Annotated in this window: 18 protein-coding genes; 6 read left to right on the top strand and 12 right to left on the bottom strand. The window is 32.5% G+C overall.

Annotated elements, in window-relative coordinates:
* Positions 1-113: 113 nt before the first annotated feature.
* Complete coding sequence (locus tag G8C43_RS05105) at positions 114-743, bottom strand: hypothetical protein (RefSeq protein ID WP_166004585.1); 630 nt, start codon at positions 741-743, stop codon at positions 114-116.
* 295 nt (positions 744-1,038) lie between these two features.
* On the opposite strand from G8C43_RS05105, the gene pepE reads away from it, so the two are divergent.
* The 4 genes from pepE to G8C43_RS05085 are packed head-to-tail and all read left to right on the top strand — an operon-like array spanning position 1,039 to position 3,996.
* Positions 1,039-1,752, top strand: a complete 714-nt coding sequence (gene pepE, locus G8C43_RS05100; RefSeq protein ID WP_166004583.1) for a dipeptidase PepE — start codon at positions 1,039-1,041, stop codon at positions 1,750-1,752.
* 60 nt (positions 1,753-1,812) lie between these two features.
* A complete protein-coding gene (locus tag G8C43_RS05095) occupies positions 1,813-2,778 on the top strand; it encodes a type I phosphomannose isomerase catalytic subunit (RefSeq protein WP_166004581.1) in 966 nt (321 codons plus the stop codon).
* A gap of 2 nt (positions 2,779-2,780) precedes the next feature.
* Complete coding sequence (locus G8C43_RS05090; protein WP_255448159.1) at positions 2,781-3,530, top strand: lysophospholipid acyltransferase family protein; 750 nt, start codon at positions 2,781-2,783, stop codon at positions 3,528-3,530.
* 10 nt (positions 3,531-3,540) lie between these two features.
* Positions 3,541-3,996 (top strand): YqaA family protein, encoded by a 456-nt coding sequence (locus G8C43_RS05085; protein WP_166004579.1) that lies wholly within the window; start codon positions 3,541-3,543, stop codon positions 3,994-3,996.
* Here G8C43_RS05085 and G8C43_RS05080 read toward each other — a convergent pair.
* From G8C43_RS05080 to G8C43_RS05065, 4 genes are all read right to left on the bottom strand, one after another.
* Positions 3,989-6,205, bottom strand: coding sequence for an FUSC family protein (locus G8C43_RS05080; protein WP_166004577.1), 2,217 nt, complete (start codon positions 6,203-6,205; stop codon positions 3,989-3,991). The genes G8C43_RS05085 and G8C43_RS05080 overlap by 8 nt on opposite strands.
* Before the next feature lie 47 nt (positions 6,206-6,252).
* A complete protein-coding gene (locus G8C43_RS05075; RefSeq protein WP_160541787.1) occupies positions 6,253-6,651 on the bottom strand; it encodes a DUF1634 domain-containing protein in 399 nt (132 codons plus the stop codon).
* A 12-nt stretch (positions 6,652-6,663) separates the two neighbouring features.
* Entirely contained in the window at positions 6,664-7,539 is an 876-nt protein-coding gene (locus tag G8C43_RS05070) for a sulfite exporter TauE/SafE family protein (protein WP_166004575.1), read from the bottom strand.
* 226 nt (positions 7,540-7,765) lie between these two features.
* Entirely contained in the window at positions 7,766-9,673 is a 1,908-nt protein-coding gene (locus G8C43_RS05065) for an ATP-binding cassette domain-containing protein (RefSeq protein ID WP_166004573.1), read from the bottom strand.
* A 107-nt stretch (positions 9,674-9,780) separates the two neighbouring features.
* Between G8C43_RS05065 and G8C43_RS05060 the strand changes: the two genes are divergently transcribed.
* On the top strand, positions 9,781-10,347 hold the full coding sequence (locus G8C43_RS05060) for a hypothetical protein (protein WP_160541790.1): 567 nt from the start codon (positions 9,781-9,783) through the stop codon (positions 10,345-10,347).
* Positions 10,348-10,412: 65 nt separating this feature from the next.
* Here the strand turns inward: G8C43_RS05060 and G8C43_RS05055 are convergent, their stop codons facing one another.
* Complete coding sequence (locus tag G8C43_RS05055) at positions 10,413-11,222, bottom strand: enoyl-ACP reductase (protein ID WP_105296681.1); 810 nt, start codon at positions 11,220-11,222, stop codon at positions 10,413-10,415.
* A gap of 304 nt (positions 11,223-11,526) precedes the next feature.
* On the opposite strand from G8C43_RS05055, the gene ligA reads away from it, so the two are divergent.
* Entirely contained in the window at positions 11,527-13,530 is a 2,004-nt protein-coding gene (gene ligA / locus G8C43_RS05050; RefSeq protein WP_166004571.1) for an NAD-dependent DNA ligase LigA, read from the top strand.
* A gap of 84 nt (positions 13,531-13,614) precedes the next feature.
* Here the strand turns inward: ligA and hisIE are convergent, their stop codons facing one another.
* The 6 genes from hisIE to hisC all read right to left on the bottom strand — a co-directional run bounded on the left by hisIE (position 13,615) and on the right by hisC (position 18,686).
* Positions 13,615-14,202 carry a bifunctional phosphoribosyl-AMP cyclohydrolase/phosphoribosyl-ATP diphosphatase HisIE gene (gene hisIE, locus G8C43_RS05045; RefSeq protein WP_166004569.1) on the bottom strand — a complete coding sequence of 196 codons (588 nt, stop codon included), beginning with the start codon at positions 14,200-14,202 and terminating at the stop codon, positions 13,615-13,617.
* Positions 14,199-14,951 (bottom strand): imidazole glycerol phosphate synthase subunit HisF, encoded by a 753-nt coding sequence (hisF, locus tag G8C43_RS05040; protein WP_166004567.1) that lies wholly within the window; start codon positions 14,949-14,951, stop codon positions 14,199-14,201. The genes hisIE and hisF overlap by 4 nt, the downstream gene beginning before the upstream one ends.
* A gap of 100 nt (positions 14,952-15,051) precedes the next feature.
* The gene (hisA, locus tag G8C43_RS05035) at positions 15,052-15,765 is read right to left on the bottom strand and encodes a 1-(5-phosphoribosyl)-5-[(5-phosphoribosylamino)methylideneamino]imidazole-4-carboxamide isomerase (protein WP_166004565.1); all 714 of its coding nucleotides are present in this window, start codon (positions 15,763-15,765) and stop codon (positions 15,052-15,054) included.
* Between the two features lie 96 nt (positions 15,766-15,861).
* Entirely contained in the window at positions 15,862-16,440 is a 579-nt protein-coding gene (gene hisH, locus G8C43_RS05030) for an imidazole glycerol phosphate synthase subunit HisH (protein ID WP_166004563.1), read from the bottom strand.
* Between the two features lie 117 nt (positions 16,441-16,557).
* Entirely contained in the window at positions 16,558-17,652 is a 1,095-nt protein-coding gene (hisB, locus tag G8C43_RS05025; RefSeq protein ID WP_160557013.1) for a bifunctional histidinol-phosphatase/imidazoleglycerol-phosphate dehydratase HisB, read from the bottom strand.
* Positions 17,649-18,686 (bottom strand): histidinol-phosphate transaminase, encoded by a 1,038-nt coding sequence (gene hisC / locus G8C43_RS05020; protein ID WP_166004561.1) that lies wholly within the window; start codon positions 18,684-18,686, stop codon positions 17,649-17,651. Before hisC ends, hisB begins: the two co-directional genes overlap by 4 nt.
* Positions 18,687-18,728 lie beyond the last annotated feature (42 nt).

Below are 18,728 nucleotides of genomic sequence, written 5' to 3'. Positions count from 1 at the left end.
AATTTTTGGTAATTTGAAAAACAGATTTATATGAAATTTATTACGTATTTGTGGACAATAGATTTGTTTTAATAAATCATAGGTCTAGTAAACCACTTGCGTAGCAAATCGTATTAAATAATTTCCAATTCATATTTTTGTGCATGCGTAAGGAATGCTTCTTCAGATCTTGCAGAAAAATAAATATCCTCGATTCTTATATTCTCTTTATTGTAAACATACCAAAGTAAACAATCCGGTTTCCAATAAATTTGTAAACCGTTATACCTTACAACATCTTCCCATTCCGTATGGATGAAAATTTCAAAATCTTCTTCTGAAATGTTGGAAATTCCTAAATATTCATAACCACCTTGAGCGCATTGATAATACAACATTACTTTTAAAAATTCAATCAGCGGAATTTGTTCCTCATACCATTCATTTTCATTTAACAATTGATATACTTTTGGATTAGTATTTTCCGGATCAATTTCAAATCCCCAATAGCATATATTTTGATTTTCTTCTAAAAAAACTATTTTATTATCATCTCTTTGAAGTTGCGTAGGTAAAGCAAAACGATTGAATGATTCCATCAACATTCCATTTTTTCCGGTCATCAAATAAAGATCACGTATAATATCAGGCAGTGCGAAACCCAATTTACTTTCAACTTTATCGAGTTCCGAGGACTTAACTCCGTCACTTTTAGTTAATTTTCTACCCAATAATCGCTCTGCCAAAGAATTAATAGTATTCATTTAAATAATTTTTTTCAAAATTATATATAAAATTAAATTGATAAAATGATATTTGTAACCAACAGTAATAAAAATTTAACGAATTGAAATAACCATCTTCTACTTCAAATTTATTTATTCAATTCATAAAATGGAATTTGAGTTAATTTCTAGTTATATTTGACTTTAAAATGTAACAATTTATTACTTGAATTATAACATTAGTTATAGCTAATAACGTTTTCATAATGATTAATTTTATGTGATAAATAAAGAAAAATTATTTATTTTAATAATGATTGATAATAGTAAAAAAATGAAGCTTTTATTACTCAGTAATTCCACTAATGTTGGAGAAAAATATCTTGAATTTTCAAAAAAACAAGTACAATCATTCCTGGGTACTGAAAAAATAACTATTATATTTATACCTTTTGCAGCAGTAACCTTCTCGTATGAAGAATACGAAAATAAAGTTAATGAAGCCTGGAAAGAAATAGGTATAGAAGTGAAAAGTATACATCATTTTTCAGATCCTAAAGAAGCGATAAAAAGGGCAGACGCAATTGTCGTAGGAGGGGGAAATACCTGGAATTTGGTAAAAAAATTACAACAAGAAAAATTACTTTCGCTTATCCAAGATAGAGTTAAAGAAGGAATACCCTATATAGGTTGGAGTGCAGGATCCAATATTGCATGCCCCAGCTTGAGAACAACTAATGATATGCCAATAGTTGAACCGGAAAATTTCCAAACCTTAAATTTGATCCCTTTTCAAATTAATCCTCATTATATAGATACACATCCTGACGATTTTGGTGGAGAAACCCGTGAACAAAGAATTAGAGAGTTTATAACCTTAAATCATAATTTATATGTAGTAGGATTAAGAGAAGGTACTATGTTGCATTATGAAAATGAAAAGTTAAAGTTGATAGGAGAAAAAACGGCAAGAATTTTTAAATACAATCAACCCATTAAAGAACTGGGCTCTGAAGAAGATTTTGACTTTCTATTTACATTAAGTTAAATTAAAAATAAGATAAATACAATTTTAAAATTGTATTTTTGCATATAAATTAACATAAGTATGTCACTATATCCATTGGTATTTCAACCTTCCTACCATTACAGAATATGGGGGGGAAATAAACTAAAACAATTCGGTAAAGAAAGTAAGGAAGAAAAACTGGGAGAAAGCTGGGAAATTTCAACAGTTCCGGGATATGTTAGTATAGTAAGCAACGGAAGCCTAAAGGGTAAAAATTTAGACAATTTAATTAAAGAGTATAAAGACCGTTTAGTAGGGAAAAAAGTATATCAGAAATATGGTGATAAATTTCCCTTACTCATTAAATTCTTAGATGCAGCTCAACCCTTATCTGTTCAAGTTCATCCCAATGATGAGTATGCAGCAGTTCACCATCATTCTTTCGGGAAAACGGAAATGTGGTATGTATTGGATTCAGAGCCCAATTCAGAGATTATACTAGGATTTGAAAAAGGAACAAATAAGACTATTTTCACGGAAAATATTGAAAAAAATACTTTAGATACAATCCTCAGAAAAATACACCCTGACAAAGGAAGTGTTATATATATACCGTCCGGTAGAGTTCATGCCATGGGAAAAGGAATTTCAGTAGTTGAAATCCAACAAAATTCAGATGTGACGTATAGAATCTATGATTATGATCGAATTGATAAAGACGGAAAAAAAAGAGAATTACATCTTGATCAAGCTAAAGAGGTAATGGATTATTCTTTTGTTGAAGATCCATTTTCACATTATGATAAAGATGCAAGAGAGACAACACTATTAGCATCTCCATATTTTACGGTTTCATCGATGGAAATTACAGAAAATAAAATTTTAAATAACTTGTCCAATTCATTTCGTATACTGATTTGCTTAGAAGGAGAATGCACCCTATTGAATAAGACCTTACCCGTAACCCTTAAAAAAGGGGATACGGTGTTGCTTCCTGCGGAAGTTGAGAATGTTGAAGTAAAACCCTTTGTACAAACAAAACTCTTAGAAGTTCATATAGATTAAATATGAAATATCTTAGGACTGTAGCTACCATACTTTGGAGAATCTGGTTTTATATTTTAGCTGCCCTTTGCACACTTACCATTGGTGTGGTAATTTATCTGATGACTTATCAGAAAAATAATAAGCTAACCTACTTCTTTATGCGAATGTGGGGATGGGTGCTTTTCTATGGATCGGGATTTACCTATTCATTACTATCGGAAGTAAATTTAGATCCTAAAGAAAATTACATATTTATTGCCAATCACACTTCCTTAATAGACGTGGTCTTAATGTATGTACTTCACCCTCATCATCCGATCATATTTGTAGGAAAAAAAGAGTTGGAAAAATATCCCGTATTCGGAAGAATTTATAAAAAAGTATCCATCCTGGTAGATAGATCCAGTAGACAAAGCAAACAAGCAGTTTTTTCTGCCGTAAAAAAAGAATTAACCCAACAAAATAAAAATGTGGTTATCTTTCCTGAAGGAGGGGTTCCCAAGAGAAAAATAAAATTGGAAAAATTTAAAGATGGAGCATTTATAGCTTCAATTTATTGTAATAGTCCTATTGTTGTATATGCATTTCATAATCTAAAAAATATGTTTCCATTTGTATTTAATTTAGGATATCCGGGTAAAGTTAAAGTAGAGCGTGTAAAAATATTGTATCCGAATGGAGAAACGAAAGAATCACTCAAAGAAAAAGCCTATCACTTAATTTATGAAAGGATAAAAGATGATAAGATAGATTTTATAAATGTAAAATAAGTAATTTTATATGTTAGACGGATTAGTTGACTATGGATATATAGGATTATTTATTGCTTCTTATCTCGCAGCAACCATTTTACCCTTTAGCTCCGAAGCAGTTCTTACAGGAATACTCATTATGGGCGGGAATCCATGGTTAAGTATTCTGATAGCTACCATTGGAAACTGGTTAGGAGGAATGACCGGTTACTACCTGGGAAGGCTGGGTAAAATTGAATGGATTGAAAAATATTTAAAAATAAATAAAACAAAAATTGATAAAGCCACTCAAAAATTAAATAAAAAAGGAGCATATATTTCCTTTTTTTCTTTTTTACCCATTATTGGAGATATCATACCTGTAGCCTTAGGATATATGAGATCCAATGTCTATATCGTATCCCTGTCCATGTTAGCCGGTAAACTATTTCGTTACCTTTTAATTATGTATGCTTATAAAGGTTTTGCAAATTTCATTAAATAGAAAAATCCCTTTTAGAATCTTTCCACTCCTGAAAATTATTAAGCTTATTTATATAGGAATAAATTTGCTGTGATAAAAGATTAATTTCCCGAAGCTGGTAAGAAATTAATGATTGATCGTCCGCCAAAATATTTAATTCTTCCTCTTTTTCTTGACATTCCGTATCGCAATCAAAGGAAGACCCTTTGATATTTAGTAAACATTTATTTAAAGTATTTTCAATAGATGAGATCAACTGTTTATCTATATCAGATGCTTTACTGTTTTCATTAATATAGGATCTAAGGGATGATATTCTTGTAGAAAGTAGGTTTATAAAAGTTTGAATATTATATATATCGGATTTGTAATTTTTTGAAATTTTAGGTTCTGATACAATTCTTTGAAAAGTACTTGATAAATTGGAAGTTCCCAACAAAACATCCTTTCTGGACAGTTTTATATCGGTATCAGAAAGCTTTTCAACATTCAATAAATTATAAGTTATTTTTGTAAAATAATCTAAATTATATTTCAATAACTTTTCAATCAATACAGGAAGATTTTTATATTCCCAAGTAGGAAGAAAAGAAAAACTTAAAATAAAACTGATCACAACGGCAATTGTTGTTCCTCCCAAACGATGATAAATATTTGTCCAACCATCACTTCCGCTGTGTTCCAGAAAAATCAGGAGTATAACAAATATGGTAACAAAAGCAACCCCCGTTCTATAACTGATTGGTATAAAACTATAAGCGCCCACAATACAAATAAAAGTTACTATTGAAATCACATAAATGTTATGCGTAACAAGAAGGAGACCCAACGTTAATACTCCCCCGATTAGAGTACCTTGCAACCTTTGAATAGAAGAGTTTTTCGTATTTCCATAAAAAGGTTTTAAAATTAAAATGATGGTTAAATAAACCCAAGCAAAATACTCAATTTTAAGTAAAGTACAAATTATATAAGAAACCGATATGGCTACACTTACTCGTAAAGCATGTTTAAAAATGTTGGATTTAAGATTTAAATTAGCTTTAAATGTAGAAAAGCTATAATTATATTGTCTGGTGAACTTTTCCAAATCCAAATCCTCATATTGTTTTCTCTCCGATCTAAACTCTCCGTTGATAAGTGATTTAATAAAACCGGTTTGTTTATAAAATGATTTAAAAATAAAACGAACATGTTTTAAAGCATTGATATCAATAACGGATTTCTCATTATTTTTTTCCTTTTCTTCAATCGAAAGTATTTTATCTTTAAAACGATCCAGTGGAGCGGTATCAATAGTTACAGTGACCTTTTTATGGAAGTTTATAGACCAACTTAATTCATAGAGGATTTTTTCCATATTGGATAAATGATACTCAAAATCCCTTTTTAGCCCACTTTTAACCAGAGATTGAATCAACTTGTCATCTTGACAATTTAATGATAAAAGTTGTTCATACAGATCGATTAATGCGCTGAAAATTAAAGTCATTTTTCTGCCCTTTGCAGAAAAACTTTTTGCATTAATCCGCAGTTTAAAAAGATTTTCTCGGATATCCTCGTGAGTACTGTGTATTTTTGTTTGTTTTTCAAAAAGCTTATTTAAAATCTCTGTTTGTTTTTGACTATTAGCAGGATTTTTAATTTTTAACAAAAAGTACTCATGTATTAGCTCAGTATACTCATTTAAAAGTTTAATATTTTCACTAATTTTTTGTTCAATCACCCTATACGGTTGAATTCTCCATAAAACCAATGAAATAAATCCATACCATACAATACCCATCATCATTCCCAACGTATTAGTTATAATGTGATTAGCTTCAAAACTACATGCATAGACCACACATAATAAAGAAGAGGTGCTAACACTAACCGCACGAGAGCCGTAAATAAAAAACATGGAAAAGAAAAAGCCGCACAAAGTAATCCAAATACCGAAAATAATTTCATGTGATATCAACAACTGACACACAAAAACCACTAAAAAGTAAAATAAAGCGGCAATAGATTGAGTATAAAATTTAACACGAATAGATCCGGGATTATCTCCCAGTCCGGCTACAAGAGCTCCGGAAGAAGCAACTATACCGATATCGGGTCTCTTAAAAAACCATCCGGCGAGTAGGGGGATTACAATAGCAAGAGCAATACGTAAGCCACGACTAAAATAAAAACCAAAAATAAAAAAGGTACTTTCGGAGACTATATGTTTAATTTTTTGCTGCATGAAAATCTGTAAGCAGTGATTAGTAAATTAGAATTTCCGGTTAGTTTTTATCCTTCCAAACCAAAAATCATATTTGATAAGATAATAGCTAAAACAATACAGGTAATAACAATATACATTCGATCTTTTTCAATAGCAAAAGCCACTATTGAAAAAGCAACCCGTAGAATAGGAGTGGCGATCAAAACGGCAACTCCCAGCTGTATAATTGCTAACCCGTCCAATTTTAAAACAGCGGGTAATAAAGTAGATAATTCCCTCAAATAATTTGGGGCCCCTACAAATGTTTTAAAATTGAGTTGTTGATCCGGATGTTGAGATATATAAATTACTCCGCCGGTAATAGTAATAATAGAAGAAAGAATAACTCCGTAACGAAGCAACTTACCAATATAAAGCTCTACATCACGTTCTTCCCAAAATTTTCTCGAAAATAAATTACTCATAACACACTCAGCTTAAAGTTTAGGAAAATTGATATCTGGAAACCATTTAATCAATGAAGGTTCCAATCCTCTATAGATCATTTGAATTGCAAGAATAGCAATAACCAAACTGAAAATTTTACGTAACAGCTGAACGTTTATAGCCATCAATATTTTTGAACCTAGAAAAGCTCCAAACAAAACCCCTACCACTATAGGCATGGCAAGAAAGGGATCAATTTGACCTCTTTGAAAGTAAATAACTGCACTGGCGGCTGCAGTAACCCCTACCATAAAATTAGAAGTAGTAGTCGAAACTTTAAAAGGTATTTTCATAGCCGTGTCCATAGCTAATACTTTAAGCGCTCCCGATCCAATACCTAAGATACCGGAAAGCACACCGGCAATAGTCATTAGAGAAAAACCCGCACCAATATTTCGAACATTATATTTTTTAATTCCGTCAGGAGTAGGATACGTTCCGTTTAATTTCAATGTAGTAGCTAATTTACTCCCCGGAGCAGTATAATCTATAGATGCATTTTTCTTTCTTAAAGTCATGACAGATGAAAAGATAAGAGTGAAACCTAAAATTATATAAATTGCGGAAGTAGGTAGAAAAACAGCAAGTAAGGCACCTAAAACTGCTCCCAGGGTGGTAGCAATCTCAAGAAACATTCCAATACGCACATTAGTCATTCCTTCTTTAATATAAGCAGCTGCAGCCCCCGAAGAAGTAGCTATCGAAGTAACCAATGCGGTTCCAACAGCATATTTAATATCAACACCAAAACCCAGAGTTAATAGAGGAATTATGACTACTCCGCCGCCAAGTCCGGTAAGAGAACCCAGAGTACCCGCTGCAATTGCTCCAAAAAATAGAATAATTGTAAAAGTTATTATAGTCAAAATGAATTAAAATTAAGAAATTAAGTAACAAATTTAAAGATTCCTACTTTAATCTGTTACTATTAATTTAAATTTAATTCTATAGTCCAATAATTGAAAAATTAAGGTAAAAAAACAACCCTTTACATAGAGTTTTATAATACTGATGAACAAAGGGTTAATTGCAAAATATAAATACTTTCATTTATAATAGGTAACTATCCTTTAAAAGGAAATCATACCATACCTATCCGTTTAATTGAGAAAACATGTTCTCCCACTCATGAGTAAATCGGGTAAGCTTTTCCTTTAATTCAGAATACTCCTTAATATCTTCCTCTTTTGGATTTTCCTTACTAAATAAATCTTCAAAAGCAGAAATTTTTTGTTCTGTTTTTTCAATGTCATTTTCAAGTTTAGACAATTTATTTTCTAACGATTTTTGTTCTTTCGATTTAAATTGCTTTTCCTGAGAAGCTTTAGTAGGTGTATTTTCTGAAGTCACTTTACGGGTAGTTGATTTTTCGATATCAACTTCTCTCATATTTTCTTTTTTACGATACTCTAAATATTCATTGATATTACCTAAAAATTCTTTTACTTCTCCATTTCTGAATTCAAAAATCTTGTCGGCTAAGTCATCTAAGAATTCACGATCATGAGATACTAAAATCAGTGTCCCCGTAAAATTCTTTAAGGCGTGTTTTAATATCGCTTTAGATTGTATATCCAAGTGATTCGTAGGCTCGTCCATTATCAACGTATTGAAAGGTCGAAGAAGTAATTTACATAAAGCCAATCGATTTCTTTCCCCTCCGGAAAGTACAGACACTTTTTTATGTACATCATCTCCTTGAAAAAGAAATGACCCTAACAAGTCTCGAACTTTAGGACGAGATTCTTCTGTAGCAGAATCTTCAGCTTCTTCTAAGATAGTTTTAGAAGCATTTAGCTCTTCGGATTGGTTTTGAGCAAAATATCCAATTTGAACGTTGTGGCCTATTTCAAGTTTACCCTGATAAGATAATAAGCCATCCATAATTCTAGCCATAGTAGTTTTTCCCTGACCGTTTTGACCGATGAAAGCTATTTTCTCTCCACGTTCGATATAAAAATTGGCATTTTCGAAAATAGTATGTGTATCGAAAGATTTACCTAAATTTTCAGCTTTAAAAATTATTTTTCCGGGAGTGATACTCGGTTCGAAACGAATATTAAAACGAGTTATGTCTTCATCTTCCACCTCAATGCGTTCTACCTTATCTAATTTCTTCATAAGAGATTGAGCAAAAGAAGCTTTACTAGCTTTTGCACGGAACTTATTGATTAATTGTTCTGTACGCTTAATCTCTTGTTCTTGATTTTTTTGTTGCTGAAGAAGTTTTTCCTTTCTTTCTTGTCTTAAAATAAGGTATTTGGTATAATTAGCCTTATAGTCTTGAATGGATTTATTGGAAATTTCAATGGTTCGATTGGTAACATTGGTTAAAAATTGTTTATCGTGTGATACCAGCACCACCGCTCCGCTATAAGTAATTAAAAAACTTTCCAACCAAATGATGGATTCAATATCTAAATGGTTGGTAGGCTCGTCAAGAAGAAGCACATCATTTTCTTCCAATAAGAGTTTAGCTAACTCAATTCTCATTCTCCATCCTCCTGAAAAATCATCAGTAAGCCTATTAAAATCGGATTCTTTAAAACCTAAACCTTTTAAAATTTTTTCAATTTCTCCATCAATATTGTAGCCGCCTAAATGAGAAAATCGATCGGTTAGATCGGTTAAATCATGAATAAGCTTGTGATATTCCTCAGATTCATAGTCGGTCCTTGTAGCAAGAGCATGATTGATTGTATCAATTTTTTCATTGATTATATTTAATTCTTTGAAAGCCAGTTTTGCCTCATCCCATACGGTTCTTCCTTTCTCAAAATCTAAATCTTGTTTTAAGAATCCAATGCGAACTTCTCCTTCTTTTTCAACATTTCCTTCAGTTGAAGGTTGCTCACCGGACAAAATTTTTAATAAAGTTGATTTACCTGCACCATTTTTACCCGCTAATCCAATACGATCATTTTTATTAATTCTAAAATTTACATTTTCAAATAGATAAGATCCTGCAAAATGTAAACCTAGATTCTGGACTAATATCATTTTCTTGTTAAATTTTGAACATGCAAAGATACGATTTTAAACTTAATTCCTTCATTTTTGTCTTTGTTATAAGAAAAATATGTAAATTAGTTTTTTAATATAATTTTATGAAAAAAATAGTATCAATAGTAGTACTAACATTATGCTTTACTGTATTTTTAACTAGTTGCAGTGACGATGATGACAAAGGAAGTGTTGTAGTTAACACGGATACAATTTCAAGAGTATTTGAAATTGAAAGTTCTTTTAGATTTGACAGTCAATTGGGTTGGGTGATCAACGGAGAGCTTAGACCGGCCATTATAAACGGTGATCATTTATTAATATATAGGCTTTCTGCTGAAAATGCTTCCGGTAAAGATGTATGGCAACTTATACCTCGAACTTTTTATGTTGATTTGAATAATGATGGGATTACTGAAAGCGAATTTTCTTATGATTATGATTTTAGTATTGAAGATTTTAATATTTATGCCGGTGGAAGTTATGATTTGACTTTAACTCCTGGATTAATTAATAAACAAGTTTTTAGAATTGTTATTATCCCGGGAAGCTCTTCCGGTAATGCATTTAGTAGTAAAATGCCTATTGATTACAAAGATTATAACGCTGTAATTAAATACTATCATATTAATGATGACCAAGTAATTAAATTACAACCGAAACTGAAATAAAAGTATTTCTATAAAAAAGAGGCTTTAAAATAAGCCTCTTTTTTTTATAGAATTTTATTAACCAATTATTTTTCAAAACGTTTCATAACTCTTTCACTAACTCCAACATTGGAGAAACCTCCATCATGGAAAAGATTTTGAAGAGTTACTTTTCTGGTTAGGTCGGAAAATAACGTAATACAATAATTTGCACATTCCTCAGCGGTAGCATTACCAAGCGGAGAAATTTCTTCAGCAAATTCAATAAATCCACCAAAACCTTTTACCCCGTTTCCTGCAGTAGTAGGAGTAGGCGATTGAGAAATTGTATTAACTCTAACTTTGTTACGGATTCCCCATTCGTAACCGAAACTTCTTGCAATACTTTCCAAATAAGCTTTATTATCAGCCATATCATTATAGCCAGGAAAAGTTCTTTGAGCGGCAATATAAGAAAGAGCTAAAATACTACCCCATTCATTCATAGCGTCTTTATCCCAAGCAGTTTTCATAACTTTATGGAAAGAAACGGCAGAAATATCCCAGCCTTTAGTTAACCATTCGTAATTTATATCAGTATAATCTTTATTTTTTCTGACATTAATAGACATTCCTATAGAATGTAAAATAAAATCAAGCTTTCCGAATTTTTCAAGAGCATGATCGAAAAGTTTATTCAAATCTTCCATTGAAGTGGCATCAGCAGGAACCGTATCAGAGCCGGTTTTTTCAGCCAATGCGTTAAGTTCCCCTTTTCTAAGAGCGACTGGGGAATTAGTAAGGATAAATTCAGCTCCTTCTGCATGAGCTTGTTCTGCAACTTTCCATGCAATGGAGTTAGAATCTAACGCCCCGAAAATAATTCCCTTTTTCCCCTTTAATAATCCGTGAGACATAGTATTTATTTAAAAATGTTAACAGAACAAATTTATGTAAATATTTTTATATGTAACCGAAAAGTTTAGTATCTAACCCGATTAATAAATCAATTCATAAAAACTAAAGAAATTATACGATGTATTTTGCATAATCCCTTATAAATGAAAATTGAGCATGATTTGTGTATTTTGGTATAATTTAATCTAAAATGCATCGATTTTTTATAAAAATATAGATAAAAAATACTTAGTATACTAAATAGTATCCATTAGTATTTAACATATCAACCATTGTTTATAAATTTGAATAAATATTCTAAATATGAGTAATACTAAAGACAGAATTGAATTTTTAAGGAAGGAACTAACGGATTTAAATTACAAATACTATGTATTAGATCAATCTGATGTTTCGGATTATGAGTTTGATCAGATGATGAATGAGCTGAAGCAATTAGAAAAAGAAAATCCGGAATTAGACAGTCCCGGTTCACCTACCCATAGAGTAGGAGGGCAAATAACTAAGATTTTTCCTACCGTAAGACATGAAAGAAGGATGTATTCACTCGATAATAGTTACTCATTTGACGATATCAAAGATTGGGCAACAAGAGTAGCCAAATCTATAGATGAAAAAGTAGAATATGTATGTGAATTAAAATACGACGGATTATCCATCAGTATATTATATGAAAACGGACAGCTAGTTCAAGCAGTTACCCGAGGTGACGGCTTTCAAGGGGATGATGTTACCCATAATGTGAGAACTATACGATCTGTTCCGCTTCATCTCAGAGGTAAATATCCGCAACGTTTTTATATAAGAGGAGAGATTATCATGCCCAAAAAATCTTTGGATAAACTCAATGAAGAAAGAAAAAAAGAAGGATTAGAACCCTATGCCAATCCAAGAAATACGGCTAGTGGAAGTTTAAAGCTTCAGGATAGCGAGGCGGTAGCAAAAAGGGGCCTTGATTGCTATTTATATTATGTACTTACTGATGAAAGAGGATACAGTACCCAATGGGATTCTTTGCAACATGCTAAAGACATGGGATTTAAAGTAGGAAATTATGCCCGATTGTGTACCAATCTAGAAGAGGTAACGGCATTTATTGAACATTGGAATACGGAAAGATATCATCTTCCCTTTGAGATTGACGGAGTCGTAATAAAAGTAAATTCCATTTCAGAACAAGAAGAACTAGGTTATACGGCTAAATCTCCTCGATGGGCCATTGCTTATAAATTCAAGGCCGAAAAAGTAGAAACACAATTATTAAGTGTTGACTATCAAGTAGGAAGAACGGGAGCAATAACTCCGGTAGCCAATTTGAAACCGGTGTTAGTTGCAGGAACCACAGTAAAAAGAGCCTCTCTTCACAATCAAGATTTTATCGCTAATATGGATTTACGAATCAATGATATGGTTTTTGTAGAAAAAGGAGGAGAAATTATCCCCAAGATTGTGGATGTGAATTATGATAAAAGAGAACCGGGCACGATTAAGCTGGAATTTATTAAGAATTGTCCGGCTTGTGGTACACCTTTAGTTCGGGAACCGGGAGAAGCTGCTCATTTTTGTCCTAATGAAAAGTCTTGTCCGCCACAAGTGATGGGAAGAATGGAACATTTTGTTTCCAGAAAGGCCATGAACATAGACAGCGTAGGAGCAGAGACGGTTTCAATGCTTTATGAAAATGGATTGATCAAAGATATCTCGGATTTCTATACCTTAAAAAAAGAACAATTAATCGGACTTGATAGAATGGCTGATAAATCGGCTCAAAATATAATTGACGGTATCGAAAATTCAAAACAAATCCCTTTTGAGAAGGTTTTATATGCGTTGGGAATTCGTCATATAGGAGAAACCATGGCTAAGAAACTGGCTAAAAGATTTAAATCAATTGAGGGGTTACAAAATGCAACGTTAGAAGAACTGGAAAATACGGCTGATGTAGGAAATAAAATAGCCATAAGCATACAAGAATATTTTGCCAAACCCGAACATTTGGCACTCATTGACAGATTAAAAAAAGCAGGTTTACATTTCGAAACAGAAGATTCTCAGGAAGAAATCTCCCATATTTTAGAAGGAAAAACTTTTTTATTTACAGGGAAATTAACCGCTTTCACAAGAGAACATGCCGAAGAATTGGTAGAAAAAAATGGAGGAAAAAATATTTCATCCGTGAGTAAAAATTTAGATTATTTGGTAGTAGGAGAAAAAGCCGGATCGAAACTTAAAAAGGCTGAACAATTGGGAACAGTACATATATTAGATGAATATCAATTTCTAGACTTATTTGAAAAGAAGGCATAAACCCGAAAGAAAATGAGTCAACTCGTTAGAACAAATGGATAAAATTAGAGTATGAACTGCAATTTTTGATTGCAGTTCCTATATTTAATGGTTTCGATCAAATAATACTTTTTCAATATCTTCCAATTGAAAACCCTTTGCTTTCAAAAGGATAAGGTAATGGTATAGCAGATCTGCTGCTTCATTCTTAAACAAAACATCATCCGTATCCTTTGCCTCAATAACAACTTCAACAGCCTCTTCACCTACCTTTTGTGCTACTTTGTTAATTCCTTTTTGATAAAGTTGATAAGTATACGACCCGTTTACTTTTTCGTCAATTCGTTGACTGATTATATTTTGTAATTTATATACAAATCCTTTTGCATTTTGTTCCTCAAAACAAGAATAACTTCCCGTATGACAGGTAGGTCCTTCTGGAGAAACTTTAATTAAAAGAGTATCGTGATCACAATCTATATCAATTTTTTTTACCCATAAATAATTATGGGAGGTTTCACCTTTCGTCCATAATCGATTTTTGGAGCGGCTGAAAAAAGTCACTTTTCCTTCCCTTTTTGTTTTTTCAAAGGCTTCTTCATTCATATAACCCAGCATGAGTATTTGCAGGGTAAGTTCATCCTGAATAATTACAGGAATCAATCCGTTACTTTTATCAAAATCTAATTTCATCGTATAGGAATATTTTTAGTTTTTAAAAATCTTTTTAATTCGGGGATGGGAATCTCATTAAAATGAAATACACTGGCAGCCAGAGCCGCCGATGCTTTAGTGTTTAAAAATACATCCGAAAAATGCTCTTTAGTACCGGCTCCTCCTGAAGCAATAACGGGAATATTTACGCTAGATGCAACATCATGCGTAATATCAAGAGAAAATCCGTTTTTTGTGCCGTCACTATTCATGGAAGTAAGTAAAATTTCACCAGCTCCCAGTTGTTCCGCCTTTTTTACCCAATCTAATGTTAAAATCGTAGTCGGGGTTCTTCCCCCGTGAGTATACACTTTCCAACCTGTATTTTCTTTTTTGGTATCCACAGCAACTACCACGCATTGACTTCCGAAACGGGAAGCAATTTCTGAAATCAATTCAGGTCTTCTTACAGCTGAAGAATTTATGCTAACTTTATCTGCACCTGCTTGAGTTAAAGAAAATACATCTTCCACAGAATTTATTCCTCCTCCTACCGTAAATGGAATGTTAATTTCATTAGCAATTTTTTCTACTAAGTGAAGTAAGGTGGAACGGTTTTCAATAGTTGCGGTTATATCCAGGAAAACTAATTCATCCGCTCCTTGTTGCACATAAGCTTTAGCCAATTCTACCGGATCACCGGCATCGGTGAGACTCACAAAATTTACTCCTTTAACAGTTCTGCCGTTTTTTATATCCAAACAAGGAATTATACGTTTTTTTAGCACTTCTTTTTATATTTTTTTTAAAAAATTAAAATTTGCATGGAAAGTCTAAAGCGATAGTTTAGTTATTATACAAAGTTTCTATAAAATTGCTTTACCCGTTTTATAAAAATTGCTTAAGTTCCTTCAATTTGATTCTTCCTTCATAAATAGCCTTTCCGATAATAGCGCCTTCACAACCTAGTTCCTTTAGTTTAAGCAAATCTTCCAGCGAAGACACCCCCCCACTGGCTATTAAATGTATGGAAGTCGATTGAAGGATTTCTTCATACAATTGATTTGATGGGCCTTCTAAAGTTCCGTCTTTGGAAATATCTGTGCAAATTACATAACGAATGCCTTTTTTCTCATATTCTTTAATAAAATCAACTACATCTAAAGAGGAAGATTCTGTCCAACCTTGGGTGGCTATCATTCGATGATTACAATCTGCCCCTAAAATAATTTTATCATTTCCAAAAGTTGAAAGCCAAGAAAGAAATAATTCAGGATTTTTTACGGCAATACTTCCGCCCGTAATTTGTGAAGCTCCATTTTCAAATGCAATTTTCAAATCATCATCGCTTTTTAAGCCCCCTCCAAAATCAATTTTTAAATTTGTTTGGGAAGCTATTTTATAGAGTGTTTTATAATTGATGATTCGGTTGGATTTTGCGCCGTCTAAATCAACCACATGCAAATATTGAATTCCGATATCCTCATATTCTTTAGCGGCATCCAAAGGATCTTCCCGATAAATTTTTTCCGTAGAATAATCTCCTTTAGTTAAACGTACACATTTTCCGTTAATAATATCTATGGCGGGTATAATTCTCATTTTTTTATTTCAGCTTTATTATTTTTTGTTAAAGTTACGAGGGTTTTCTCGTAACATACCGTTGATTGAATGATAACTTTTTATCTAAGCAGAAGCTTACAGCTCAATAAAACTTTTTAATATTTGATCTCCCACATCTGCCGATTTTTCGGGATGAAATTGAGTAGCAAAAAAATTGTCTTTTTGTAAAGCAGCACTAAACGGTAAAATATAAGTACAGGTAGCAGAAGTTTCTGCACATAAATCCGCATAGTAACTATGCAAAAAGTATACATCATCATGGTCAGTATTTTTTTTTAAAATTTCTCCCTTTAAATCATAGATTGTATTCCAACCCATATGAGGCACAATATCGGTAGAAGGAAATTTTCGAACGTTAACATCGAAAATATTCAGACAATGAGTGTTGCCTTCTTCCGAATGAGAACACATTAACTGCTGTCCTAAACAAATCCCCAAAAAAGGACGTGTAATCGATTTTATTAAAATATCCATACCTCTTTCCTGCAAATATGACATAGCACTTCCGGCTTCGCCTACTCCCGGAAAAATTACTTTATCGGCATGTATTATCGTGTTGGGATCATCGGTCACAACAGATTCAACCCCCAAGCGTGTTAGTGCGTTTTGTACTGATTTAATATTACCTGCATTGTATTTTATAATTGCTATCATTTTTCACAAGCCTTTTTTATAATTTTTGAAAGTATGAATTTTTCATAAGTTTTTGAATTACTTTATTATTTAAAACTTTAGAAATAAACGGTAAAAAGTAAAAAATAAGTTTTTGTATTATAAACTGCCTTTTGTGCTTGGAATGGCAAAATTATCATCGGTTTGTTTAACAGCCATTTTGATAGCTTTTGCAAAGGCCTTAAAAATAGCTTCTATTTTATGATGTTCATTACTTCCTTCCGCTTTTATATTTAAGTTAGATTTCGAATTATCGCTAAAAGATTTAAAAAAATGATAAAACATTTCGGTTGGCATTTCTCCGATCTTTTCTCTTTTAAATTCTGCCTCCCAAACGATCCACGGACGCCCCCCGAAATCGATGCCTACTTGAGCCAAGCAATCATCCATCGGTAATAGAAATCCATATCTTTCAATTCCTTTTTTACTTCCAAGCGCTTGTAAAATAGCTTCACCTAAAACAATTCCCGTATCTTCTATAGTGTGATGTTCATCTACATTCAAATCTCCGTCTACTTTAATATATAAATCCATTGAACCATGTTTAGCTATTTGTTCCAACATATGATCAAAAAAGCCCAAGCCTGTGGATATGGAACTTTTTCCCGAACCGTCCAAATTTATTTCCACGGAAATTTTGGTTTCTTTAGTATTACGAATCACTTTAGCTTTTCGGGGTTGCTTTTTTAAATAGTGATAAATTTCTTCCCAACTTTGCGTTTGTAATTCTGCACCGGAATTTTCTTCCGTTCCCATATATATAGAGCGACAGCCTAAATTTTTTGCTAATTGTACATCGGTTAATCGATCGCCAATTACATACGAATGGGAGAGATCATACTTTCCTTTTACATAATGAGTTAACATTCCCGTTCCGGGTTTTCGTGTAGGGAGATTTTCATGTTCAAAACTTCTGTCTATCAGAATTTCAGAAAACGTTATTCCTTCATTTTCAAAAGCTTTGATGATTTTATTTTGTGAAGGCCAAAAAGTTTCTTCAGGAAAGGATTCGGTACCCAATCCATCTTGATTGGTTACCATAACCAATTCGTAATCCATTTCACGGGATATTTTGGAAAGGCTTTGGAAAACCAGGGGATAAAATTCCAATTTTTCCAAGCTGTCCAATTGGTAATCTATCGGAGGCTCTTTAACTAAAGTGCCGTCACGGTCTATAAATAATACTTTTTTCATAAGGTATCGTTTAGCCTAGATAATGAATTAATTAATTTTAAATTTTCTTCCGGAGATCCAACCGTAATACGAAGACTGTTGTTAATTTTGGAGGATTGATCTCGTACAATGATACCTTCTTGCATTAATTGGTGGAAAACTTGATTGGAATCGGAGAATTCAACGAGCAAGAAGTTCGTATCTGAAGGGTAAATTTTCGTTACTAGCGATAGCTTTTCCAAAGCAGAACGCAATTTTTCTTTTTCTTCAAGAATAATTTTTTTTCTTTTTTCAAATTCACTGCTTTGATTCAGCGCTTCCAAAGCTGCCTTTTGATTCAATTCGCTGATGTTATATGGATGCTTTACTTTGTTAAGTAAATGAATAATTTCAGGTTGAGCATAGGCCATACCAATACGTACTCCCGCAATACCCCAAGCCTTACTGAGCGTTTGGAACAGTACAAGATTTGGGTATTGATCCATTTTTTCCATATAGGAAGGTTGGTTGGTAAATTCTATATATGCTTCATCGATTGCAACAATTCCATTAAAATTTTTTAGTATAAAATCAATATCTTTTGGATTAATCGCATTGCCGGTCGGATTGTTGGGAGTACAAATAACAATTACTTTTAAATTATCATCGTTGAAATATTTTTGAGCTTCTTCGATATTGATTTGAAAATCGGATGTTAGAGGAATATCAACAATCGTAACATCGTTCAACTCTGCTGCTACCTGGTACATTCCGAAAGTTGGACTGAAAAACATAACTTTGTCTTTACCGGGATTGCAAAATACCCGATAAATATGATCTATTATTTCATCACTTCCGTTCCCAATAAAAATTTTTTCCGTGGCAATATTTTTAATTTCACTTAATTTTTGTTTTAAATCTTTTTGGTAGGGATCCGGATAACGGTTATTGTTTCCAAAAGGGTTTTCGTTGGCGTCTAAAAAAATACCTTCTATTCCTCCGGATTCATCTCTTGCGGAAGAATACGGATGCATGGCAAGCACATTGGGACGGGCCAGTTGATTTATATTTTTCATGGTTATTATTTTTATTGAATTAAAAGCGTTCATTCTACCCTA

The sequence above is a fragment of the Apibacter sp. B2966 genome, assembly GCF_011082485.1.
Taxonomy (GTDB): Bacteria; Bacteroidota; Bacteroidia; order Flavobacteriales; family Weeksellaceae; genus Apibacter.
This window is presented reverse-complemented; position numbering and strand designations above follow the sequence as displayed.

Bases quoted from the DNA above. Each gene is read 5' to 3' on its own strand.
- G8C43_RS05065 (WP_166004573.1), bottom strand. From the start codon at position 9,673: ATGATATTAGTCCAGAATCTAGGTTTACATTTTGCAGGATCTTATCTA.
- G8C43_RS05105 (WP_166004585.1), bottom strand. From the start codon at position 743: ATGAATACTATTAATTCTTTGGCAGAGCGATTATTGGGTAGAAAATTA.
- G8C43_RS05080 (WP_166004577.1), bottom strand. From the start codon at position 6,205: ATGCAGCAAAAAATTAAACATATAGTCTCCGAAAGTACCTTTTTTATT.
- G8C43_RS05075 (WP_160541787.1), bottom strand. From the start codon at position 6,651: ATGAGTAATTTATTTTCGAGAAAATTTTGGGAAGAACGTGATGTAGAG.
- hisB (WP_160557013.1), bottom strand. From the start codon at position 17,652: ATGAAAAAAGTATTATTTATAGACCGTGACGGCACTTTAGTTAAAGAG.
- hisH (WP_166004563.1), bottom strand. From the start codon at position 16,440: ATGATAGCAATTATAAAATACAATGCAGGTAATATTAAATCAGTACAA.
- G8C43_RS05085 (WP_166004579.1), top strand. From the start codon at position 3,541: ATGTTAGACGGATTAGTTGACTATGGATATATAGGATTATTTATTGCT.
- ligA (WP_166004571.1), top strand. From the start codon at position 11,527: ATGAGTAATACTAAAGACAGAATTGAATTTTTAAGGAAGGAACTAACG.
- G8C43_RS05055 (WP_105296681.1), bottom strand. From the start codon at position 11,222: ATGTCTCACGGATTATTAAAGGGGAAAAAGGGAATTATTTTCGGGGCG.
- hisC (WP_166004561.1), bottom strand. From the start codon at position 18,686: ATGAAAAATATAAATCAACTGGCCCGTCCCAATGTGCTTGCCATGCAT.
- G8C43_RS05060 (WP_160541790.1), top strand. From the start codon at position 9,781: ATGAAAAAAATAGTATCAATAGTAGTACTAACATTATGCTTTACTGTA.
- hisA (WP_166004565.1), bottom strand. From the start codon at position 15,765: ATGAGAATTATACCCGCCATAGATATTATTAACGGAAAATGTGTACGT.
- hisIE (WP_166004569.1), bottom strand. From the start codon at position 14,202: ATGAAATTAGATTTTGATAAAAGTAACGGATTGATTCCTGTAATTATT.
- G8C43_RS05090 (WP_255448159.1), top strand. From the start codon at position 2,781: ATGAAATATCTTAGGACTGTAGCTACCATACTTTGGAGAATCTGGTTT.
- pepE (WP_166004583.1), top strand. From the start codon at position 1,039: ATGAAGCTTTTATTACTCAGTAATTCCACTAATGTTGGAGAAAAATAT.
- G8C43_RS05095 (WP_166004581.1), top strand. From the start codon at position 1,813: ATGTCACTATATCCATTGGTATTTCAACCTTCCTACCATTACAGAATA.